Genomic DNA, 21,093 nt, shown 5'->3' with positions numbered 1-21,093 from the left:
CCTCTCTGCTTTATTTCTTATTATGATCAGCGATAGATAGCCTTGCGGGCGCGATCTGCAACCCCAGTAAAGCACCTGTCTGTTACCGCCGTTTGAATGGCTCCATGCCCTTTCGGGCAAGTTCGTCGGCACGTTCGTTTTCCGGGTGACCAGCATGGCCCTTGACCCAGTGCAGCGTTACCTTGTGTCGCTCACGTGCCAATTCTAGCGCCTGCCAAAGCTCGACATTCTTGACCGGCTTGTTATCGGCGGTTTTCCAGCCCTTTTTCTTCCAGCCGAAAATCCACTTGGTGATACCGTCCTTCACATAGGCACTGTCGGTGTAAAGATCGACCTCGCAAGCCGCTTTCAGCGCGTTCAGCGACTGTATCGCTGCCATCAGCTCCATGCGGTTGTTGGTGGTATCGGCCTCACCGCCGAACAGTTCTTTTTCCGTCTCGCCATAGCGCAGCACCGCGCCCCAGCCGCCCGGACCCGGATTACCCGAGCAGGCACCATCGGTGTAAATTTCGACATGCTTCATGCGACTGCCAGCCCGTATTCCGCCACGTTGGAAACCGCGCGGTGGAATCGAAGCTTGCGCAGATACTCCAGCGGGTCTTTCTTGACCACCAGCGCGCTTTCCGGCGTCGTCAGCCAGTCATACAGGCGTGTCAGGAAAAACCGCAGCGCAGAGCCGCGCGCCAGAAGCGGCAACGCATCCAGTTCAGCCGCACTCATAGGCCGCACAGACTGGTAACCCTCCAGCAGCGCCTTGCCCTTCGTGACGTTATAAGACCCGTCTTTCTCGAAGCACCATGCGTTGAGGCAGATGGAAACATCGTAGGCCAGCAGATCATTGCAGGCGAAATAGAAGTCGATCAGGCCGGACAGTTCATCTCCGAGAAAGAAGACATTGTCCTGAAACAGATCGGCATGGATGACGCCCGATGGCAGGTCCTTCGGCCAGTGGGTGCTGAGGAAATCGATGTCGGCGGGAATTTCGCTCTGCAAACCGGCCTCGACCTCGTCGGCCCGATCAGCGGATTTTTCCCACAAGACCTTCCAGCCTTCCACCGATAGCGCATTGGGGCGCGTCAGTTCAAAACCTTCACCGGCGAGATGCATGGCGGCGAGCGCCTTACCCACTTCACGGCAATGACGCGCCTCGGGTTTGCGCAACCACATACCTTCCAGAAACGAGATCAGTGCGGCGGGACGGCCCGAAAGTTCACCCAGAAGTTCGCCATCGTGGCGCGGCAGGGGCAGAGGGCACGACAGGCCATTTGCGAACAGATGCTGCTTCAGGCCCAGAAAGAATGGCAGGTCCGACTTTTCCACCCGCTTTTCATAAAGCGTCAGGATCAGCGGTTCTTTTGTCGTGTGCAGCAGAAAATTGGTGTTTTCCACGCCCTCGGCAATGCCCTTATAGGATGTCAGCTCACCGACATCATATTGTCCGAGAAACTGCCGCAGATCGTCTTCGCTGATATCCGTGTAAACTGCCAATTTTCAATCTCTTAAGCGGAAGAAGGGTCGGGACGTAAATTTTTCGCTAGCGATCAGAGGGGCTTGGCGAGTTTGGCAGGCAGAGCGTCGCTCGCGCTACCGTTGACGAACGCCATGTCCTGCACCGTCAGCTCGATCTCGCGCAATTCGCGATTGACGAGGAAATGCTCTGTTTCCTCGACCGTCACGGCCAGGTCGAGCTTGGTGTCGTAGCGCGCCTTGAAGGCCTGGATGATCTCATCCACGATGACCTCGGGCGCGGACGCACCGGCAGACAGGCCAACGGTCTCCACATCACCGACCTCGTTCCAGTCGATTTCGGCGGCACGTTGCACCAGCACGGAGCGTTTTGCGCCTGCGCGCAATGCCACTTCCACGAGCCGCTTGGAATTGGAGGAGTTGGGCGCGCCGACGACGATGAACAGGTCGCAACCGGGGGCCGCCTGCTTGACCGCATCCTGACGGTTGGTGGTGGCGTAGCAGATGCTGTCTGCGGCAGGTGCCTGCATGGCAGGAAACCGTTCCTGCAGCTTGGCGATCACGCCTGCCGTGTCATCCACGGACAGAGTCGTCTGGGTGACGAAGCCGAGATTTTGTGTGTCCGCGGGCTGATAGCGCGCGGCATCCTCGATGGTTTCGACCAGCGAGACAGAGCCTTCCGGCAGTTGCCCCATGGTGCCGATGACCTCCGGGTGACCGGCATGACCGATGAGGATGACATGGCGGCCGAGGCGCTGGTGGCGCATGGCCTGCTTGTGGACCTTCGACACCAGCGGGCACGTCGCATCGAGGTAGAACAGGTTTCTGGCCTGCGCATCCTCAGGCACGGATTTGGGAACGCCATGGGCGGAAAACACCACCGGCTGCTGGCGATGCTCCGGCGGAATTTCGTTCAGTTCCTCAACGAAAATCGCGCCTTTGGCCTCGAGACCTTCAACGACATAGCGGTTGTGAACGATTTCATGGCGGACATAAACGGGTGCGCCATAGGCTTTCAGCGCCAGAACGACGATCTGGATGGCACGGTCGACACCAGCACAGAAGCCGCGCGGGCCACAGAGCCTGATCGTCAGAGGCGGTTTGGAAACGGCAATATTCATTCCTTCTCCTTCTGCCTCCCGAGCTTTCAGTCCGTCGCTTTTCTTGAACCCCGGACATAGGCAAAACCGACCACGATGACAAGGGCGAGCGCCAATCCGTACCAAGTTATCGCATATTGAAGGTGATTATTCGGCAGATCGATCAGCGTGACACCGCCCTTCGGCCAACCGCCGGGGTTGGATGCATCGTTGGTATCCACGAAAAACGGCAGGACATTTTCGCTTTCAAGCCCTGCCGCGCCGGTCATCGCGGTGAGGTCTTTCCAGTAATAGATGTTTTTGTTCAGATCGTTTTCCGGCAGCAGGCTCGATGGTTTGGCGTTAAGCCGGGCGCGGGCAAGACCTTGTATCGACACCACACCCGCAACCTCGCCTGCCATACGCTTGGCAGGTTCCTTCATGTCGTATGGCACGAAGCCACGATTGACGAAAATCGATCTGCCATCCTCAAGTTTCAGTGGCGTATAGATGTAATAGCCGGTCTGGCCCTGAAACGTCGCGAAGAAGTGTTGTTCGTGGGCGTGATCGAACGTGCCGGTGAGCGCCACGGTGCGATACTCGATATCGCCACCGCTCTTGGCCATCGCCTCGATATCCGAAAGCGGCACGGGGGCTGCGTGGATGCGTTGCTGGATGTCGGCCAGAAGCGCCTCTTTCCAGTACATCCGCTTCACCTGCCAGGTACCCAGCGACACGAGAATGATCATGGCCAGCAGGATGAGCGGTGCTGCAAACCAGAAGCTGCGCTGTCGCGGTTTAAGAGATGCACTGTCAGTCACGATCGATCCTGCCTTCACTGGCCTTGGTGCGATATTGCAGGGCAATCATGATGCCCTTCATTTTCTTGAGCAGAACGAGCGAGAGGATGATCGCTGTGGGTATCCATATCAAGGCGTGCAGCCAGACCGGTGGCGCAAACCGAGCATCGAACCACAGCGCCAGACCGATGATGAGGAAACCGACGATGAGCATGACGAAAACGGCTGGCCCCTCGCCCGCATCGGCAAAGGCATAATCCAGACCGCAGGCGCTGCATTTGGGTTTCAACGTCAGAAATCCGGCAAACAGCCTGCCGTGGCCGCAACGCGGGCAACAGCCCCGCAGCCCGACCTTGACCGGGTCCACGGGCGGATAAAGCGCCTCATTGTCCTGCGTCATCGCATCCTCTCCCTTTGCGATCCATCAGGCCGCAAAAATACAAAGGGCGGCACGCGCCGCCCTTTGTTCAATTCCTCGTTTGACCTCAATGGGCCAGCGGTGCGCCCCAGCCACCCCAAACGTAGATAGCGAAAAACAGGAACAGCCAGACAACGTCAACGAAGTGCCAGTACCATGCGGCAGCTTCGAACGCGAAATGCCGCTTGGGTGAAAAATCACCTGAAATGGCACGGAACAGGCAGACCAGCAGGAAGATCGTTCCCACGAAAACGTGGAAGCCGTGAAAGCCTGTCGCCATGAAGAAGGTCGCGCCGTAAATCGAATTTTTGAAGTCGAACGGCGCGTGCATGTATTCGTAGACCTGCACGAAGGAGAAGAATGCGCCGAGCGCGACCGTCAACGCCAGTCCGCTGATCAGACCCTTGCGGTCATTGTGCAGCAGTGCGTGGTGCGCCCAGGTCACGCAGGTACCGGACAACAGCAGGATGACCGTGTTGTAAAGAGGCAGGTGCCAGGGATCGATGACCTCGATACCCTTGGGTGGCCATTGACCGCCTGTGAACTCCACGCGTGCTGCCTGAATGGCCTCATGCGGGTAAAGGCTGGCGTCGAAATAGGCCCAGAACCAAGCCACGAAGAACATGACTTCGGAGGCGATGAACATGATCATGCCGTAGCGCAGATGCAGCGACACGACAGGCGTATGGTGCCCCTCATGTCCTTCCTTCACCGTATCGGCCCACCAGGCGTACATGACGTAGAGCACGATGGCCACGCCGATGTAGAACATCCATGGGTTGGCCCATTCCAGGCCGAACATCTTCATCGAGCCGCCATGCAGGTAGCGCATGTAACAGACGCCACCGAAGGTCAGGACGAAAGCACCAATCGAGGCCAGAAGCGGCCACGGGCTGGGGTCTATGATATGGTAGTCATGTTTCTTCTGATGTGTGTCTGCCATGTGATCGATCCCCGCAGGCTCTTCCCTAAAGCGCCGGACATCCAACCGGACGCACGCCACGCTCTCACTCTCTTCATCTACCCATCGACTATTTCGAAACCCTTGAGGTTTCAAGTCGATGCGCTCGTCTCACTCGATACCGTGCTCTTCATCAAGAAAACCACGTCTACAGCACGACCGGAACGGTCGAGCCTCCCACTCTCAAAGTTTCGTCTCTTCACGTTCAGTCTTTACCGGCAAGGACGCAACCGGTTTTTCCGTCTTGGATGGATAAAACGTATAGGACAGTGTCAAAGTATGAATGCCCTTCGTTTCCCGAGCCTTGACGATCTCGGGATCGATGAAGAAAACCACTGGCATCTCAAGCGTTTCGCCGGGTTGCAGCGTGGTTTCCGTGAAGCAGAAACATTGCACCTTGTTGAAGTATGCACCCGCCTCCATCGGCGTCACGTTGAACACGGCACTGCCGGTCGTGGCAACCGGCGAGCGATTCGTCGCCTTGAACATGACCTGCACCGTCTCTCCGATCTTCGGCTCGACTTGTCTGTCAACCGGACGAAAATCCCAGTTCAGACCGGTGGAGGTGTTGGCGTCGAAGGTGACCTTTATCGTCTTGTCGAGAATGACATCCGAATATTGCTCGACACGCTGGGTGGTGCCGTTATAGCCGGTGACCTGGCAGAACAGACGGTAAAGCGGCACCGACGCATAGGCCATGCCGACCATGCCGCAGACGAAGACAAGGCACAGCACGAGAATAGAGCCGTTGCTGGTCTTCTTAGCCGTGGTTTCCGTTGCTGCCATATCGCCTCCCCCTCCTCTGATCGCGATCAGAAATCGCCGATTTTTATGATGGTGATGATGTAGAAAAGAACCACGAGCGAGGCCAGCACGACGCCGAGCGCGATGTTTCGGCTGCGTCGCGAGCGCTTCTGCGCATCGTTGAGCTTGATGGTTTCCATTATGCCGCTCCCGAGATCAACGTCATAAATGACGGCGCGAGATGATCGGCCAGCAGGCCGGAAAAGATCGCGAAGAGATAGAAAACCGAATAGGCGAACATCTTCTTGGCCTGCATCATACGCTCGTCGCCATCCGGCATGCGCCGGACAGAGATGGAACAGTAGATGAAGATGGCGCTGAGAACGGCGGCGAAGATGCCGTAACCAGCACCCGCAAGACCCGTATAATAGGGCGCAACCGCGACGAAGGCCGTCAGCACCGAATAGGCGATCATCTGGTTTTTGGTGGACCGCTCGCCTGCGACATTCGGCATCATCGGAATGCCGACGGAGCCGTAGTCGCGCATTTTGAATAGAGCCAGCGCCCAGAAATGCGCAGGCGTCCAAAGGAAGATGATGAGGAAGAGAATGGTGCTGTCGAGCGACACGCCGCCCGTCACACAGGCCCAGCCCAGCGTGGGCGGGAATGCACCCGCCGCGCCACCGATAACGATGTTCTGCGGTGTCGAGCGCTTCAGCCACATGGTGTAGACCACGGCGTAGAAGAAGATCGTAAAGGCCAGAAGGCCTGCGGCAAACCAGTTGATGGCGAGCCCGAGAATGGCGACCGAGAACACCGACAATATCAGGCCGAATGCCAGCGCTTCGCCGGGTGCGACGCGGCCAGACGGGATCGGGCGCTTGGCAGTGCGTGTCATCACGGCGTCGATATCCGCATCATACCACATGTTCAGCGCGCCGGATGCACCAGCACCCACGGCGATACAGAGGATGGCAACCACCGCAAGCACGGGATTGATCGTGCCCGGTGCAAGGACGAGGCCAGCAAAGCCCGTGAACACCACAAGCGACATGACGCGTGGCTTCAGCAGCTCGAAATAATCGCGAGCGCCCGCTTCCGAAAGCCTGACGCTTTCCAGTCCCAACGTGTCGCGATTGTCGATAACAGTCATTTTTTCTGCTTTCATAGGAAACGCCGCGCATGGATGCGGCGCTCCTGTGTGTCTTTCATCTCAGCGTGAAACTGACATTTATCATGTTCAGCAAACATACACGCTTGGACAAAATGCCTCAGCGGATGCGGGGAAGCTGTTCCCACTGGTGATATGGTGGCGGCGAAGACAGCTGCCATTCCAGCGTCGTTGCACCTTCACCCCAAGGGTTGTCACCCGCCACACGCTTCTTGGCGAAGGCTTCCCAGACACCGGCGAGGAAGATGAGAACCGCCACCGCCGAAATGTAGGAGCCGTAGGACGACACTGCGTTCCAATGTGCATAGGCATCCGGGTAGTCGATGTAACGACGCGGCATGCCAGCGAGACCGAGGAAGTGCTGCGGGAAGAAGATGAGGTTGACGCCGACGAACATGACCCAGAAGTGCAGATTGCCGATCTTTTCGCTGTACATGTAACCGGTGATTTTCGGGAACCAGTAGTACCAGCCCGCAAAGATCGCAAAGACGGCACCCAGCGACAGCACGTAATGGAAGTGTGCGACCACGTAGTAGGTGTCATGCAGCGAACGGTCGAGACCGGCATTGGCGAGCTGTACGCCCGTGACGCCACCCACCGTGAACAGGAAGATGAAGCCGATGGCCCAGATCATCGGTGTCGAGAAAGTCAGCGACCCACCCCACATCGTGGCAATCCAGGAAAAGATCTTGATCCCCGTGGGCACCGCGATGACCATGGTTGCGAAGACGAAATACCGCTGCGCTTCCAGCGACAGGCCGACCGTGTACATGTGGTGCGCCCACACGATGAAGCCGACGGCACCGATGGCGACCATGGCGTAGGCCATGCCGAGATAACCGAAGATCGGCTTCTTGGAGAAGGTCGACACGATGTGGCTGATGATGCCGAAGCCGGGCAGGATCAGAATGTAGACTTCCGGGTGACCGAAGAACCAGAACAGGTGCTGGTAGAGGATCGGATCACCACCGCCCTCGGGCGAGAAGAAAGTCGTTCCGAAGTTGCGGTCTGTCAGAAGCATGGTGATGCCACCGGCCAACACCGGCAGCGACAGGAGAAGCAGGAATGCTGTCACCAGCACCGACCATGCAAACAGCGGCATCTTGTGCAGGGTCATGCCCGGCGCACGCATGTTGAGAATGGTCGTGATGAAGTTGATGGCACCCAGAATGGACGAAGCACCGGCAACGTGGAGCGCAAAGATCGCCAGATCCACCGCAGGCCCCGGCATGCCGCTGGTCGAGAGCGGCGGATACATGGTCCAGCCACCACCCACACCATAGGCACCCGCCGGTCCTTCAACGAAGAGCGACAGAAGCAGCAGAATAAAGGCTGGCACGATGAGCCAGAAGGAGATGTTGTTGAGACGCGGGAACGCCATATCTGGCGCACCGATCATGATCGGCACCATCCAGTTGGCGAAACCGCCGATCATGGCAGGCATCACCATGAAGAAGATCATGATGAGCGCGTGCGCGGTGGTGAACACATTATACATGTGCTTGCCACCATCAATGGCCGCATCGCCTTCGAAACCATAGACCATGGATGCGAGGCCATGGAAAATCTGAATGCCCGGCTCTTGCAATTCCATACGCATGACGACGGAAAGGCCACCACCGATGATACCCGCGATGATCGCGAAGATCAGGTAGAGCGTACCGATGTCTTTGTGGTTGGTGGAAAAGAGCCAGCGCTGAGCGAAGCTCGGCTTATGCGCATGGTGCGCGTGATCATCATGAGAAGCATCATGCGCGTGAGAGTGATGATCGTCGTGTGCGGAAGGTCCAGCCATTGTCCTCACTCCTTACGTTACTTGGTTTCGTTTTCGGCGACCTGAACGGTGCTTGGCGCACCATCCACGGAAGCCATGAGCGCCCGGTTCGCACCGCTCAGATCTGAAGCGGCTGCGGCGTGCCAGGTGTTGTACTGCTCTTCGGAAACCACACGTATGGCGATTGGCATGAAGGCGTGATCCTTGCCGCAAAGCTCGGAGCACTGCCCGTAATAGAGGCCTTCTTTTTCAGGCTTGAACCATGTTTCGTTCAGGCGGCCCGGCACGGCATCGATCTTGACGCCGAAGGCAGGCATCGCGAAGGCATGGATGACGTCTGTCGGCGCTGCCGTGACCAGAAGACGCACGGTCTTGCCGACGGGAACGACCATTTCGTTGTCGACGGCGAGAAGACGCGGATAGCGGGCCACATCCTGTTTTCCAGCGGTGGCGCGATCCGGCTCTTTCAGCATGTAGCTGTCGAAGGCCAGCGGCTCGGCGCCCTCGGCAGCCGCGTATTCGTAATTCCACTGCCACTGTGTAGCTGTGGCCTTGAGCGTCAGATCGGGATTTTCCGGCTGCGTCAGCTGCGCATTGAGCAGGTTGAACGAGGGGAATGCCAGGAACATCAGAATGAGAACCGGCGCGAGCGTCCAGACGATCTCGATGGCAGTGTTATGGCTTGTCTTGGACGGCACCGGATTTTTCGACGCGCGGAACTTGACCGCAACGACAATCAACAGGGCGAGCACGAACAGCGTGACCGGAACGATGAACCAAAGTGTATATTGTTCGAACCAGCGAATCTCATGCATGATGGGCGTTGCCGCCTCCTGCAATCCCATTTGCCAGTCCCGCGGCTGGTCGGCGCGGGCGCCGGCAGCCGTGAGCAGACAGATGGCGCCCACCAAGCTTGCGTAAATCCTGTTAGTCACGGTACCTCTCCCTCACGCGTTTGATCATGATCAATCTCAAACGCAGAATCCATGCATATAGTGTAGACTTCAAATCATAGTTTGCCCTTCGCCGCAATATCGCCTTGGTTGGCAAGCCACGCATTTTTAACGCTATACGTTCTGCTATGATGGCCCACGCAGACCCGTAAAGCGCAGGATTAGGCGCTTGCCGAAGCCCGGAACCGCAGCCTTCTCCCCTCTAAGTCCTATTTTGGCCGCACTCGCTTGGAATTGAGGAGCGCGGCTCTTTCCTTGTCCCTAACGGCAAGTCAAAATAGCCGCACTGATTCGAATTCCGAGGTATCCATGCGTCTGTCCCCGATTGCGCGCGCTTTTCTTTTCGCCGCCGGTCTTTCCCTTACCGTTCCCGCTGTGGGTTTTGCCCAGCAGCCGCCGGGAACACCGAAATCGACGCATGGCGCATGGTCTGTCATCTGCGACAAGCCTGCGGGCGCGTCCGAAGAACAATGCGCATTGATGCAGAACGTGATTGCGGACGATCGCCCGGAAGTTGGCCTTTCCGTTGTCATTCTCAAGACAGCGGATCGCAAGTCGCGCATTCTTCGCATTCTGGCGCCGCTGGGCGTGTTGTTGAAGGATGGGATGGAACTCTACATAGACAACAACAATATCGGCCGCGCCTATTTCACACGCTGCTTCTCCGAAGGTTGCTATGTCGAGGTCGATATTGACGACGAGTTGCTGAAGGTGCTGCGGGCTGGCAAAAACGCCGTTTTCGCGCTGCGTGAAGCCGTGGATCAGGACCGTGTCGGTATCCCCATCGAGCTGCGCGGCTTTGCCGAAGGTTACGACACCCTCCCCTGACCGATCTTGCGCGCAAGGGTTTCAGCACTTAAATGCGCTGAAGCGTTGGACAGAAAGACTGTTCGATGCTGAGGACACACCAAGACTGGAGCCTGCGATGACCCAAGACCTGTTGACCCTTTTCGATTGCGATGAAGGGCAGTTGCGCGCCAAGGTCGCCGAGGCGCTCTCCGGGGCAGACGACGGTGAATTGTTCGTGGAACATGCGCAGTCGGAATCCCTGACCTTCGACAATGGTCGCCTCAAGGGCGGCAGCTTCAACACCGATCAGGGTTTTGGCCTTCGCGCCGTCGCTGGCGAAACGGTGGGCTATGCCCATGCGGGCGAGCTTTCGCTGAGCGCCCTTCAGCGCGCATCGGATGCCGTCGGTGCGGTCACCAAAGGTTATTCCGGCTCCTATGCGGCAGCTCCGCAGCGCACCAACAAGAAACTCTACGGCGATGAAAATCCCATCGGCGCTCCGAGCTTCGAGGAAAAGGTGAAGCTTCTGACCGAAATCGACGCCTATCTGCGCGACAAGGACCCTAAGGTCCGCCAGGTTACGGCCAGCGTCTCGGCAAGCTGGCAGGTCGTGGATATCTTGCGTGCAGACGGCCATCGCGTGAGTGACATCAGGCCGATGACGCGCATCAACATCTCCGTCATCGCAGGAGAAGGCGACCGTCAGGAAAGCGGCTCCTTCGGCGTCGGCGGTCGTGTTGGCTTCAGCGATTTCATCACCACGGAAAACTGGCAGCGCGGTGCCGATGACGCCTTACGTCAGGCCCTCGTCAACCTCAGCGCCATCGATGCGCCTGCAGGCACCATGGATGTGGTGCTCGGCTCCGGCTGGCCAGGCGTTATGCTGCATGAGGCCGTCGGCCACGGTCTGGAAGGCGATTTCAACCGCAAGAAGACATCGGCCTTTGCTGGCCTGTTGGGCGAAATGGTGGCAGCACCCGGCGTAACCGTGGTGGATGACGGCACCATCGACAATCGTCGCGGTTCGATTACCGTCGACGACGAAGGCACACCGTCCGCCTACAACGTCCTGATCGAAAACGGCAAGCTGGTTGGCTATATGCAGGACCGGCAGAATGCTCGTCTGATGGGCATGACGGCAACCGGCAATGGCCGCCGTCAGGGTTACTCGCATGTCCCCATGCCGCGCATGACGAACACCTATATGCTGGGCGGCGACAAGACGCCGGAAGAGATCATCGCCTCGGTCAAGAAGGGCATCTACGCCGTTTCCTTCGGCGGCGGTCAGGTCGATATTACCTCGGGCAAATTCGTTTTCGGCTGCACAGAAGCCTACCTTATCGAGAACGGCAAGATCGGCGCGCCGGTCAAGGGCGCCATGCTGATCGGCAACGGGCCTGACGCCATGAAGCGCGTGACGATGATCGGCAACGACATGAAGCTCGACACCGGTATCGGCAATTGCGGCAAGGCAGGCCAATGGGTGCCGGTCGGCGTTGGCCAGCCGCATCTGCGCATGGACCAGATCACCGTGGGCGGGACGAAGGCTTGACGGAGCTCATGCGGAAGCTCGCCGAACCAGCTCTCGTGTCGATATGGGTGTTGTTCGCCTCAAGCGTTCTCACGCATCTCTGGCTCACGCGACCTGACTGGTTTCCGCAATTTCCGCAACCACTTGCCGAAAAGCTTGTCGATCTTTATGGGGCGGAAAATGCGGAGCAGGTTGCTGATCTGGAAATGCTGATCGGCTTTGGCATCAGCTTACCGCTCATGATCGTGCTGACCTATGGTGCCCTCAAACTGGTGCGTTCGCGTTGAATGGATCGTCGGCCTGCAACGTTTCCGCCTGAACGGAGTTACCTTTTCTGCGCAGAAGCGTTATAGCAATTGTATTTTTAAAGGTGACATGGCCCAAAAATGACTTTCATAGAAAATGCCCTTGTTCCTGAACTGGCCGTTAGCGACTGGCCGAGAAGCCGGTCTTTTTACTGCGATCTCATTGGTTTTCACGTGGTCTATGAACGACCGGAAGAAGGTTTTACCTATCTGGCGCTGGGCGATGCACAGTTGATGATCGACCAGATCGGGGCGGGACGGACTTTCGAGGACGAGACCAGACCGATGAATTATCCATTGGGGCGGGGAATGAACCTTCAATTGGTGGTGCCGTCGCTGGAGGCCATTATCGAGCGGTTGGAGCGCGCGGAGATTTCGCTGTTTCTGCCGTTGGAAGAGAAATGGTATCGGAGGGGCGAGACCGAAGTCGGCAACCGGCAATTCGTCGTCGCTGACCCGGACGGTTATCTCATCCGCCCATTCGAAAGCCTGGGCGAGCGCCCATTCCGGTTCGGCTGAACCATGGCCCTGATGTTGCGTAGGCCGAAAGCCGTCATTTTTGATATGGATGGGCTGCTGATCGAGAGCGAAAAGCACTACCGGGATGCATTTCTGGCTGCCTCAGAAGAGGGCGGGCATGGCATGGTGGTCGATGTCTACCAGCGGGTCTGCGGTAGTCCGTGGGATGTCATTACCAAGACCATCCGCACCGAATACGGCGAGGATTTTCCAATGGAGGCGTTTCGCGACGCCTGGCTTCGGCATCTGGCGATCCAGATGGCGGATGGCGTGGCACTTCGGGGTGGCGTTCTCGAAATTCTGGATCTGCTGGACGAGATGGGCCTGCCGCGCGCCATCGCCACGTCGTCCGGCCACGAATCCGTCAATCGCCATCTCGGCCCGTTCGATCTCCTGCGCCGCTTTGACCATATCCTGGCGCGCGGCGATTATGCGGAACCGAAGCCATCGCCCCTCCCCTATCTGACCGCCGCCGAACGTCTCGGCATCGACCCTCGCGATTGCGTTGCGCTGGAAGATTCCTATCACGGCGTTCAGTCCGCATGGAGCGCTGGAACGCAGACCATTATGGTGCCCGATGTCGCGCCCGCGACGGACGCGATGCGCGAAAAGTGTGTGGCGATCTGCGACAGCCTGTTCGACGTAGCGGAATTGTTGAAAGCGTCGTAAGCAACGCTTTCACATCAGGGATACATCCGCACCTTGGACCAGTCCCCATGCGGCGTCTCGCGGCGAAATTCGACGCGGTCGTGCAGGCGGAATTTGCCGTCTTGCCAGAACTCGATGGTCAGCGGCTGGATGCGGAAGCCCGACCAGTGCGGCGGGCGGGGTATGTCGCCGATGGCGTATTTTGCCGTATAGGCAGCGACGGCTTTTTCCAACGCGAAACGGCTTTCCAGCGGGCGCGACTGTTTGGATGCCCATGCGCCGATGCGGCTGCCACGGGCGCGCGTCGCATAATATTCATCCGCTTCCGCATCGCTGACAACCTCGACCAGACCGCGCACACGCACCTGTCTGCGCAGGCTTTTCCAATGAAAACACATGGCCGCCTTTTTTTGGCCAAGCAGTTCGTGGCCTTTGCGGCTTTCGAAGTTGGTGTAGAAAACGAAGCCCCGCTCATCGGCATGTTTCAACAGAACCATACGCACGCTGGGCATGCCTTCCTCATCCACCGAAGCGAGTGCTACGCCGTTCGGATCGTTGATTTCCGAAGCGGTCGCATCCTGCAACCAGGCCGCAAAAAGTGTGAAAGGTTCATTTTCCTCAGTAAAGTCACTGGATGTTAACCGGCTTTCCGACATATTGAATAAAATGCTCCTGAGCTGATTTGCACACCAGAGATGGATTCTGGTTTATAGATGGTGAACGTCATAGCAAAGTCGAACAGTCGAACAAAGAGCTTCTTGTCATCGGTCGCGGGTGCCTCCGCAACTGTGTGCATGCTTGGCATGTTGACCGGTTGCGTCAGTCTTGACCTGTTCGGTGGTGACAAGGTCGATAAATCCCTGTCCACGGCATCGGTTCCCAACCAGTCGAATACCCAGACGCTTTCCGACGATGCGACGATCCGCAACGCCGTCACGTCTGCCGATCTCGCAAAGATTTCCGATTCTCCCCTGCCCTGGGCCAATGCGGCCACTGGCAGTGCCGGTGTCGTCACCGCCATCAGGGAAGACAGGGCCAGCGGCTTTGTCTGCCGCCAGTTCGATACCACTCGCCATTCTTTCGAAGGCGTGGCGAGCTATAGCGGTCAGGCCTGTCTCTCCGAGACCGGTGAATGGCTGATGACCCGCTTCAGCCAGAAATAAAGCATTTACCCTTTCCTTCTTTAAAGCGGCAGCAGCAGCTGCAGGCTTGCGACTGTAAAGGTCTGATTAGCAACTTCTTGCGACAGTCAAACCCAATTTAAACCGAACGATGCAACGCAATACACCGCAAGCACGTTCAGAAGGGGTGGCATACGTGTTGCAGGCTTTTCATGATGGAAACAAACGGCCTGCACCGGCAAGCGTAACTGGTGGTCTGGATGCGTGATCCTTACTCTATTCTCGGCGTTCAAAAGGATGCCGGATCGGACGAAATCAAGGCGGCGTGGCGTTCGCAGGCGAAAGCCGTGCATCCCGATCAGAACCGCAACGACCCGGACGCAACTGCCCGCTTTGCCGAAATAGGCCAGGCCTATGACCTCCTGAAAGACCCCAAGAAACGCGGCCTTTACGATCAGGCCAAACGTGTGGCGGAAACCAAAAAACGCGACCAAACCATCATGCAGCAGCGCGATGCAGCCAGACAGGCAGCGGAACGCGCAAAGGCTGCCGAAAAGTTGATGGAAGAACTGGCCCGCGCACAGGCCCGCACTGCTAAGGCAGAACCATCAGCCGAGGCTGCAAAGCCGGAAACTGCCGAAGACATGCTGGAGCGCATTTTCGGCGCCGACGCGAAGGCCAAGGTCGCCGCCAAGGCTGAGGCCGAACAGACCGACAATTCATCGGAAGACACTCCGGCGCAGCAGAGAGAAAAAGCCGAAGCCGCCAGTGCGCAGGTCACGAGCTTCTTCGCTTCGCTTTTGCGCCGTATCAGGGGCACCACGAGTGTTCCCGAAAAGGCACCCGATATCACCGCCGAAGCCACAATCAGCGTGACCGATCTTATCGAGCGCAAGTGGGTCACCCTCAACATGCCAGAAGACCGGGAAGTTCGCTTCCAGCTCGAGCCCGGCATGACGGATGGTTACGTCGTGCGTCTAAAGGGTCAGGGGCTAAAACTGCCGGAATCCAATCGCGGCGACCTCGTGGTGACGCTGCTGGTTTCGCGAGATGGCCCCTTCACCATCAACAATTTCGATATTCACACGACTTTGCCTGTTTCCCTGGCGGATGCCGTTCTGGGTTACGAGGCCACCGTTCAGTCTCCGTTCGGAGAGGTGAAAGTCGATGTTCCCGCATGGTCCGGCTCCGACCGCGCCATTCGCGTTGAAGGCAAGGGTCTTGCCGATGGCAATGGCGGCCATGGGGATTTCGTCGTCGAGCTGCGCATTGTGCTGCTGGACACGCCGGATGCCAAGGTGATGGACCTCATGCGCCACATGCGCGAAGGGCTTTATCTCTAAGCCGGCACACGGTTTCTACGTACTTCTTGTCGAAAGGCGTGAACAACGCACCCTTTGTTACGTTCCCAAACACGAGATGATCCCGGCCCTGCTTGAACCGGCGTTCGGCCTATGCCATAGGCAAGTTCGATTTGTGTATAGGGAGCATCCAATGGCTCAGACATCCGGCCTCATGGCTGGCAAGCGCGGCCTCATCATGGGCGTCGCAAACAACCGCTCCATCGCATGGGGCATTGCCAAGGCGTGCGCGGATGCGGGCGCGGAACTGGCTTTCACCTGGCAGGGCGATGCGCTGAAGAAGCGCGTCGAACCACTTGCGCAGGAACTTGGCGCGTTTATGGCGGGCCACTGCGACGTGACCGATCTCAGCACCATCGATGCGGTGTTTGCGAATATCGAAGCGCATTGGGGCAAGATCGACTTCGTCGTTCACGCCATCGCGTTTTCCGACAAAGATGAGCTGACCGGTCGTTATCTCGATACCAGCCGTGACAACTTCAACCGCACCATGGACATTTCGGTCTATTCACTGGCCGCAGTTGCCAAGCGCGCGGACCCGGTCATGAACGATGGCGGCTCGCTGCTGACGCTGACCTATTATGGCGCGGAAAAAGTCATGCCGAATTACAACGTCATGGGCGTTGCCAAGGCGGCTCTCGAAGCCAGCGTTCGGTATCTCGCTGTCGATCTCGGCGGTCGTGGCATTCGCGTCAACGCTGTTTCGGCTGGCCCGATCAAGACGCTCGCTGCCTCCGGCATCGGTGACTTCCGCTATATCCTCAAGTGGAACGAATATAATGCGCCGCTGAAGCGCACCGTTTCCATCGAAGAAGTCGGCAAATCCGCCTTGTACCTCCTCTCCGATCTGTCCACCGGCGTGACGGGTGAAGTTCACCACGTCGATTCCGGCTATCACACGATCGGCATGAAGGCTGTGGACGCGCCCGATATCTCTGTCGTAAAAGACTGATATTTTGCATGTCGCGTAAAAGTGTAAAGCGCTTTTGCGCGACATGTGTAATCAACGCGCTTGCCGTTGAGTACAGCGCAGCTGTCTTTGAATGACCGAATGAAACAGGAGTGACGCTTTGCTGGTCTATGTTATCCGTCACGGACAAACAGACTGGAATGCGATCCGCAGGCTTCAAGGCCAAAAAGACATTCCCCTCAATGACTTCGGTCGCTCACAGGCGATCGCCAACGGCAAAACCCTTCGCGACATTCTTGGGGGAAAAGCTCCCGAATTCGACTACGTCGCCAGCCCGCTGGGCCGCACGCGCGAAACCATGGAACTGCTGCGCGGTGCCATGGGCCTAGACGCGCACGCCTACCGAACCGATGATCGTCTGGTCGAAGTTTCCTTCGGTGATTGGGAAGGCCAGACACTGCCCGAGCTGAAGCTCACGCATCCCGAAAAAGTCAGGGCCCGCAAGGCCGCCAAATGGGATTTCATCCCACCCGGTCAGGATGCTGAAAGCTACGAGATTTTGTCCTGGCGGATCGGCGCTTGGCTGGCGTCCGTCGACCGCCAGACCGTCTGCGTTTGCCATGGCGGCGTCATCCGCTCCATCTTCCGCTTGGTGACAGGCATGGAAAAAGAAGAAGCTGCGGACATTCCCATTCCGCAGGACAAGATTCTCAAGGTCGAAACCGATAACGGAACCGCCGAGTGGATCGACGCTACGGCGAACCTCTAAAGGCTGTTACTGGATAACCTCGAGGTCATCAACGACGCGCTTTCCATCGACTTCGGTGTAGAACACCACGACCTTAACGCCCGCCTGCAAACCATCGAAATTGAACTCTTCGGGCACCTTGTAGCTCTTGCCATCCGCAAGCGTAATCGTCAGGCCCTTCACATCCACCTTGCTGATGGTGGATTCCACATCCACGCTCTGCGAGAACGCGTTGAAGGGAGCAAACAGACTGGCTGTGGCCATCAGTGCGGCAATCATCAAACGCATCGCTATAGCTTTCTTAAGGCTGCTGAAAAACTGTGTACGCGACAAGATTTGCCTCCCGAATGTGGCGGAATTCGCCCGCAAGCATGACATTTTCCGTATAATTGATGAACGGATTTTAACTTTTAATCAAGCCTTTAGGCAATGTTTCCTCTTGCTGTGCGCGAAACCGCCCGGCAATTTTGGTGTTGCTATATTAGCTTTAATTGAAACACGATCTATATTTCACGATTCAGAATATATTGTCTTTTACACTGTATAGCAGAGAAAATTGCGATAATGCCGAAGGATAATTAAGTGACTGTTTGGGCTGATATTAGCGACCGCCTTAACGAAATCATAAAACGGCGGGTTGTCGCCGCCATGCTGGCTCTCGCCATGGCCGGTATCACCTTCTGCGCATTCAATGTCGTGGATCACCGCAGCGCGACGTCTATGCGCGAAGACCTCGAAACCCACGCGCATTACGCCCTCGATCTCCTGCATGACGGTCTTGTCATGCGTTTGCGCAACGATGTCGCGACGCTGACCTCGCTTGGGCATTACGCGACGCTTTCCACGCAGGGTTTCGAAAGGATTGCAGACTTCCAGTTCGAGCAGTCGAGCCATTTCATCGCCATCGGTTTTGCGCAGAATTTCCAGCTGGATAAGGTCTATACATCGCAATCTGCGTCCGATTTTCCCGCCGATCGACTGAACAGGATGCTGAACGAGTGGCTGGCCAAGCTGGCGGCCATGCCGGAAAAAGACCGCCTGCCGCACACCCAGGTCTTCGAGGCGGCTGAGGGCGGCACCATCATGGTCATCGTCACCATGCCGCCAGCCAGCGCTGGAAACGCGAATAAAGATGACCTCATTCTTGCCGTCGTTGACCGCAGAAAGCTGCTCCAGAGCATTGGTTATGACACGCATGCCCCGCTGAGCGAAGAGGCCGGTGATATAAGGTTCGAAATCCGCGATACGGTGACGAACGAAGTCGTCAGCAGCGTCCTGGAGCCCTTGCACGAAGACCCTGTTGTCAGAACCGTGGACCTGCCCGGTTCGAACTGGGAAATCCGCGCGACACCTGCGTCGGGATGGGAGGCGGTGAAGCCCTATTATCGCTCCGTCAGCACCACTCTTGCCATCGCTGCAATATCCATGCTGCTGCCCATCATAGTGGCCGCACTGCTGCTTTCCGAGCGCAACCGCAACATCAAGACGCTGCGCCAGCGCGAGAGCAAGCTTCTGGAACTCTCCCAGCGCTTCAAGCTTGCGATGGATTCGTCCAGTATCGGCATCTGGGAAATCGAAAACGATACATCACGCTGTTATCTGGATGAGCGCGCATCGAGCCTGCATGGTTTTCCGATGCAGGAGCAGCATCTGTTGCTGAATGCGTGGCTGACCGCGCTCGTGGTCGAAGACCGCTCGAAGGCGGCACGGTTCTTCTTCAATTGCTCCTCCGGCCAGCAGACATCGTCGGAAGTCTATCGCGTGCCGATGGAAGGTGGCACGGTTCGCTATCTGCGCTCTGCCGGTTCCAGCTACATAAAGCCGGATGGCACCTACCAGACCACGGGCATTTTGTGGGATGTGACATCCGACATGCTGATGGCGCAAAAGCTGCGTGAGGCAAAGGACAATAGCGACATCAAGAATGCCGAACTCGAGCTTGCCCTGCAGGAGCTTTCAAGTCGCGAACATGAGTTGGAAGAGCTGTCTGGACGCCTGACACTCGCCTTGGAATCCTACAATTGCGGGATATGGGAATCAGTCGCCGACTATTCCAGCGCCGTTTGGAATGAGCGGATGTGCGAGCTTTACGGACTGCCACCGGAGGCGGGAAGATACGTCACGCGGGATGATTACCTCAACTGCATCCATCCCGACGAAAGACCGAACGCTCTTTTGAACACGATGAGAGCCGCCGATGACCCGGAACGCGTGACCACGCAGCGGATCGTTTTGCCTGATGGTAGCATTCGCTATGTCAAAGCTGTCGGCCGTCTCCACGAAAACCGCAATGGAACCCGGAAAATCGTTGGTATCGCCTTCGATGTCACCGCTGATGTTTTGCTGTCGGAACAGCTCAACTCCGCCAAGGATGAAGCGGAGGCCAGAAACGCAGAGCTGGAACACGCCAAGAACCGCATCGAGCATAATGCGCTTCACGACCCTCTAACCGGGCTTGCCAACCGCCGCAAGCTGGACCACGAGTTGGACGCGCTCTCATCGCATTCTCCCGGCGAGCGCAAGCGTTTCGCCATTCTCCACCTCGATCTCGATCGCTTCAAGCAGATCAACGACACGTTGGGCCACGCTGCTGGCGATGCGGTGTTGATCCATGCTGCGAAAATATTGTCGCGCAACGTGCGTGAAGGCGACGTCGTCGCGCGCATCGGCGGCGATGAGTTCGTCATTCTGATCTCCCCCTTGGCCGATAAGGACAACATCAAGGCCATCGCCACGAAGATCATTGCGGCCTTCAGCCATCCCTTCGATTTCGAGGGTTTCACCTGCCGTTGCGGCGTTTCCATCGGCATCGCGTTCGCAGATGTCGGATCGGCAGATGCACGGCGCACGCTGATCAATGCCGATCTTGCGCTCTACCGCGCAAAGGCAACGGGCCGTAACCGCTACGAGTTCTTCACCCAGAACCTTCAGGCCGAAATCGTCAGCCACAAGCGCACCGCAGACGAAATTCTGGCAGGACTGGAGCGGGGCGAGTTTGAAGCGTGGTACCAGCCGCAATTTTGTGCCAACACTCAACAACTGACCGGCGTGGAAGCGCTGGTCCGCTGGCGCCACCCCGTCAGGGGCATTCTGACACCGGACAAGTTCCTCAAGATTGCCGAGGAGCTGAACGTCGTCTCGAACATCGACCACATCGTTCTTCAACACGCGCTGCGGGACATGGAAATATGGCGCCTGAAGGGCTTCGATGTCCCGCGTGTTTCGGTCAATGTCTCGGTTCGCCGTCTGCACGACGATCAGTTGATCGAGAGCCTCAAGCAATTGCAGATCAAGCCGGGCGAGGTCACGTTCGAGCTGGTGGAATCGATCTTTCTCGATGAGAACGAGGATGTCGCCGCAAGCAATATCGAGCGCATCAAGGCCATGGGCATCGATATCGAAATCGACGATTTCGGCACTGGCCACACCTCGATCATCAGCCTTTTGCGGCTGAAGCCGAAACGTCTGAAGATCGACCGGCAGCTGGTCATGCCCATCGTCACCTCGCCGCAGGAGCGCTCGCTGGTCCGCTCCATCATCGATATCGCCCGGTCGCTCGGCGTAGAGACCATTGCCGAAGGCGTCGAAACGCAGGAACACGCCGCCCTGCTGCGGCAGTTGGGTTGCGACATGGTTCAGGGCTACGCCTTCGCAAAGCCGCTTGCCCCGGAGGAGTTTTCGGAATTCGCAAGCGCGGAAAGATGGCGCAAGGTATCGTGATGCACCAGCAAGATGGCGGGTGGAGCCCTACCCGCCTGTGCCATTCCCGGCGAGCCCCATTGGCAAAAGAAAGG

General features: G+C 57.5%; 23 protein-coding genes. 10 read left to right on the top strand and 13 right to left on the bottom strand.

The window, feature by feature from the left end; all coding sequences use genetic code 11:
* Positions 1 to 82: 82 nt before the first annotated feature.
* The 11 genes from rnhA to coxB form a co-directional block, all read right to left on the bottom strand.
* The gene (gene rnhA / locus HRR99_RS02830) at positions 83 to 523 is read right to left on the bottom strand and encodes a ribonuclease HI (protein ID WP_111840622.1); all 441 of its coding nucleotides are present in this window, start codon (positions 521 to 523) and stop codon (positions 83 to 85) included.
* Positions 520 to 1,488, bottom strand: a complete 969-nt coding sequence (locus HRR99_RS02825) for a homoserine kinase (RefSeq protein WP_233122674.1) — start codon at positions 1,486 to 1,488, stop codon at positions 520 to 522. Before HRR99_RS02825 ends, rnhA begins: the two co-directional genes overlap by 4 nt.
* A gap of 53 nt (positions 1,489 to 1,541) precedes the next feature.
* The gene (ispH, locus tag HRR99_RS02820; protein WP_233122673.1) at positions 1,542 to 2,588 is read right to left on the bottom strand and encodes a 4-hydroxy-3-methylbut-2-enyl diphosphate reductase; all 1,047 of its coding nucleotides are present in this window, start codon (positions 2,586 to 2,588) and stop codon (positions 1,542 to 1,544) included.
* Positions 2,589 to 2,614: 26 nt separating this feature from the next.
* Positions 2,615 to 3,367 carry an SURF1 family protein gene (locus HRR99_RS02815; RefSeq protein ID WP_422387286.1) on the bottom strand — a complete coding sequence of 251 codons (753 nt, stop codon included), beginning with the start codon at positions 3,365 to 3,367 and terminating at the stop codon, positions 2,615 to 2,617.
* Positions 3,360 to 3,746 (bottom strand): DUF983 domain-containing protein, encoded by a 387-nt coding sequence (locus tag HRR99_RS02810; RefSeq protein WP_112498336.1) that lies wholly within the window; start codon positions 3,744 to 3,746, stop codon positions 3,360 to 3,362. Before HRR99_RS02810 ends, HRR99_RS02815 begins: the two co-directional genes overlap by 8 nt.
* 85 nt (positions 3,747 to 3,831) lie before the next feature.
* Positions 3,832 to 4,707 (bottom strand): cytochrome c oxidase subunit 3, encoded by an 876-nt coding sequence (locus tag HRR99_RS02805; RefSeq protein WP_111840618.1) that lies wholly within the window; start codon positions 4,705 to 4,707, stop codon positions 3,832 to 3,834.
* 201 nt (positions 4,708 to 4,908) lie between these two features.
* On the bottom strand, positions 4,909 to 5,511 hold the full coding sequence (locus HRR99_RS02800) for a cytochrome c oxidase assembly protein (RefSeq protein WP_233122672.1): 603 nt from the start codon (positions 5,509 to 5,511) through the stop codon (positions 4,909 to 4,911).
* A 26-nt stretch (positions 5,512 to 5,537) separates the two neighbouring features.
* Positions 5,538 to 5,669 (bottom strand): hypothetical protein, encoded by a 132-nt coding sequence (locus tag HRR99_RS23160; RefSeq protein ID WP_111840616.1) that lies wholly within the window; start codon positions 5,667 to 5,669, stop codon positions 5,538 to 5,540.
* The gene (locus HRR99_RS02795) at positions 5,669 to 6,622 is read right to left on the bottom strand and encodes a heme o synthase (RefSeq protein ID WP_233123559.1); all 954 of its coding nucleotides are present in this window, start codon (positions 6,620 to 6,622) and stop codon (positions 5,669 to 5,671) included. The genes HRR99_RS23160 and HRR99_RS02795 overlap by 1 nt, the downstream gene beginning before the upstream one ends.
* Positions 6,623 to 6,740: 118 nt before the next feature.
* Positions 6,741 to 8,435 carry a cytochrome c oxidase subunit I gene (gene ctaD / locus HRR99_RS02790; protein ID WP_111840614.1) on the bottom strand — a complete coding sequence of 565 codons (1,695 nt, stop codon included), beginning with the start codon at positions 8,433 to 8,435 and terminating at the stop codon, positions 6,741 to 6,743.
* A gap of 17 nt (positions 8,436 to 8,452) precedes the next feature.
* Positions 8,453 to 9,349 carry a cytochrome c oxidase subunit II gene (coxB, locus tag HRR99_RS02785; protein WP_111840613.1) on the bottom strand — a complete coding sequence of 299 codons (897 nt, stop codon included), beginning with the start codon at positions 9,347 to 9,349 and terminating at the stop codon, positions 8,453 to 8,455.
* A gap of 327 nt (positions 9,350 to 9,676) precedes the next feature.
* Between coxB and HRR99_RS02780 the strand changes: the two genes are divergently transcribed.
* The 5 genes from HRR99_RS02780 (at position 9,677) to HRR99_RS02760 (ending at position 13,180) form a co-directional block, all read left to right on the top strand.
* Complete coding sequence (locus HRR99_RS02780) at positions 9,677 to 10,195, top strand: invasion associated locus B family protein (RefSeq protein WP_233122671.1); 519 nt, start codon at positions 9,677 to 9,679, stop codon at positions 10,193 to 10,195.
* 97 nt (positions 10,196 to 10,292) lie between these two features.
* Positions 10,293 to 11,708, top strand: coding sequence for a metalloprotease TldD (tldD, locus tag HRR99_RS02775; protein ID WP_233122670.1), 1,416 nt, complete (start codon positions 10,293 to 10,295; stop codon positions 11,706 to 11,708).
* A complete protein-coding gene (locus HRR99_RS02770) occupies positions 11,705 to 11,974 on the top strand; it encodes a hypothetical protein (protein WP_233122669.1) in 270 nt (89 codons plus the stop codon). Before tldD ends, HRR99_RS02770 begins: the two co-directional genes overlap by 4 nt.
* Before the next feature lie 99 nt (positions 11,975 to 12,073).
* The gene (locus HRR99_RS02765) at positions 12,074 to 12,511 is read left to right on the top strand and encodes a bleomycin resistance protein (protein WP_233122668.1); all 438 of its coding nucleotides are present in this window, start codon (positions 12,074 to 12,076) and stop codon (positions 12,509 to 12,511) included.
* Positions 12,512 to 12,514: 3 nt separating this feature from the next.
* Positions 12,515 to 13,180 (top strand): HAD family hydrolase, encoded by a 666-nt coding sequence (locus HRR99_RS02760; protein ID WP_162694633.1) that lies wholly within the window; start codon positions 12,515 to 12,517, stop codon positions 13,178 to 13,180.
* Positions 13,181 to 13,194: 14 nt separating this feature from the next.
* Here HRR99_RS02760 and pdxH read toward each other — a convergent pair whose 3' ends face one another.
* On the bottom strand, positions 13,195 to 13,815 hold the full coding sequence (gene pdxH / locus HRR99_RS02755) for a pyridoxamine 5'-phosphate oxidase (RefSeq protein WP_233122667.1): 621 nt from the start codon (positions 13,813 to 13,815) through the stop codon (positions 13,195 to 13,197).
* 57 nt (positions 13,816 to 13,872) lie between these two features.
* On the opposite strand from pdxH, the gene HRR99_RS02750 reads away from it, so the two are divergent.
* The 4 genes from HRR99_RS02750 (at position 13,873) to HRR99_RS02735 (ending at position 17,320) form a co-directional block, all read left to right on the top strand.
* A complete protein-coding gene (locus HRR99_RS02750; RefSeq protein WP_338422836.1) occupies positions 13,873 to 14,322 on the top strand; it encodes an RT0821/Lpp0805 family surface protein in 450 nt (149 codons plus the stop codon).
* Between the two features lie 218 nt (positions 14,323 to 14,540).
* Positions 14,541 to 15,623, top strand: a complete 1,083-nt coding sequence (locus HRR99_RS02745) for a DnaJ C-terminal domain-containing protein (RefSeq protein ID WP_233122666.1) — start codon at positions 14,541 to 14,543, stop codon at positions 15,621 to 15,623.
* A gap of 151 nt (positions 15,624 to 15,774) precedes the next feature.
* Positions 15,775 to 16,593, top strand: coding sequence for an enoyl-ACP reductase FabI (gene fabI / locus HRR99_RS02740; RefSeq protein ID WP_112498330.1), 819 nt, complete (start codon positions 15,775 to 15,777; stop codon positions 16,591 to 16,593).
* Between the two features lie 118 nt (positions 16,594 to 16,711).
* The gene (locus tag HRR99_RS02735) at positions 16,712 to 17,320 is read left to right on the top strand and encodes a histidine phosphatase family protein (protein ID WP_233122665.1); all 609 of its coding nucleotides are present in this window, start codon (positions 16,712 to 16,714) and stop codon (positions 17,318 to 17,320) included.
* A gap of 6 nt (positions 17,321 to 17,326) precedes the next feature.
* Here the strand turns inward: HRR99_RS02735 and HRR99_RS02730 are convergent, their stop codons facing one another.
* Positions 17,327 to 17,587: a DUF1344 domain-containing protein gene (locus tag HRR99_RS02730; RefSeq protein ID WP_062450584.1), complete on the bottom strand. Its 261-nt coding sequence runs from the start codon at positions 17,585 to 17,587 to the stop codon at positions 17,327 to 17,329.
* Positions 17,588 to 17,881: 294 nt separating this feature from the next.
* Between HRR99_RS02730 and HRR99_RS23155 the strand changes: the two genes are divergently transcribed.
* The gene (locus HRR99_RS23155; protein ID WP_277877895.1) at positions 17,882 to 21,019 is read left to right on the top strand and encodes a bifunctional diguanylate cyclase/phosphodiesterase; all 3,138 of its coding nucleotides are present in this window, start codon (positions 17,882 to 17,884) and stop codon (positions 21,017 to 21,019) included.
* Positions 21,020 to 21,093: the final 74 nt, after the last annotated feature.

Origin of the sequence: Agrobacterium vaccinii (assembly GCF_021310995.1) — a bacterium.
Taxonomy (GTDB): domain Bacteria; phylum Pseudomonadota; class Alphaproteobacteria; order Rhizobiales; family Rhizobiaceae; genus Agrobacterium; species Agrobacterium vaccinii.
Note: the sequence above shows the minus strand (reverse complement) of the source record. Positions and strands in the feature narration are given on the sequence as shown.

Bases quoted from the DNA above. Each gene is read 5' to 3' on its own strand.
- rnhA (WP_111840622.1), bottom strand. From the start codon at position 523: ATGAAGCATGTCGAAATTTACACCGATGGTGCCTGCTCGGGTAATCCG.
- ispH (WP_233122673.1), bottom strand. From the start codon at position 2,588: ATGAATATTGCCGTTTCCAAACCGCCTCTGACGATCAGGCTCTGTGGC.
- HRR99_RS02810 (WP_112498336.1), bottom strand. From the start codon at position 3,746: ATGACGCAGGACAATGAGGCGCTTTATCCGCCCGTGGACCCGGTCAAG.
- HRR99_RS02805 (WP_111840618.1), bottom strand. From the start codon at position 4,707: ATGGCAGACACACATCAGAAGAAACATGACTACCATATCATAGACCCC.
- HRR99_RS02800 (WP_233122672.1), bottom strand. From the start codon at position 5,511: ATGGCAGCAACGGAAACCACGGCTAAGAAGACCAGCAACGGCTCTATT.
- HRR99_RS23160 (WP_111840616.1), bottom strand. From the start codon at position 5,669: ATGGAAACCATCAAGCTCAACGATGCGCAGAAGCGCTCGCGACGCAGC.
- HRR99_RS02795 (WP_233123559.1), bottom strand. From the start codon at position 6,622: ATGACTGTTATCGACAATCGCGACACGTTGGGACTGGAAAGCGTCAGG.
- ctaD (WP_111840614.1), bottom strand. From the start codon at position 8,435: ATGGCTGGACCTTCCGCACACGACGATCATCACTCTCACGCGCATGAT.
- HRR99_RS02780 (WP_233122671.1), top strand. From the start codon at position 9,677: ATGCGTCTGTCCCCGATTGCGCGCGCTTTTCTTTTCGCCGCCGGTCTT.
- tldD (WP_233122670.1), top strand. From the start codon at position 10,293: ATGACCCAAGACCTGTTGACCCTTTTCGATTGCGATGAAGGGCAGTTG.
- HRR99_RS02765 (WP_233122668.1), top strand. From the start codon at position 12,074: ATGACTTTCATAGAAAATGCCCTTGTTCCTGAACTGGCCGTTAGCGAC.
- HRR99_RS02760 (WP_162694633.1), top strand. From the start codon at position 12,515: ATGGCCCTGATGTTGCGTAGGCCGAAAGCCGTCATTTTTGATATGGAT.
- pdxH (WP_233122667.1), bottom strand. From the start codon at position 13,815: ATGTCGGAAAGCCGGTTAACATCCAGTGACTTTACTGAGGAAAATGAA.
- HRR99_RS02750 (WP_338422836.1), top strand. From the start codon at position 13,873: ATGGTGAACGTCATAGCAAAGTCGAACAGTCGAACAAAGAGCTTCTTG.
- HRR99_RS02745 (WP_233122666.1), top strand. From the start codon at position 14,541: ATGCGTGATCCTTACTCTATTCTCGGCGTTCAAAAGGATGCCGGATCG.
- fabI (WP_112498330.1), top strand. From the start codon at position 15,775: ATGGCTCAGACATCCGGCCTCATGGCTGGCAAGCGCGGCCTCATCATG.
- HRR99_RS02730 (WP_062450584.1), bottom strand. From the start codon at position 17,587: ATGCGTTTGATGATTGCCGCACTGATGGCCACAGCCAGTCTGTTTGCT.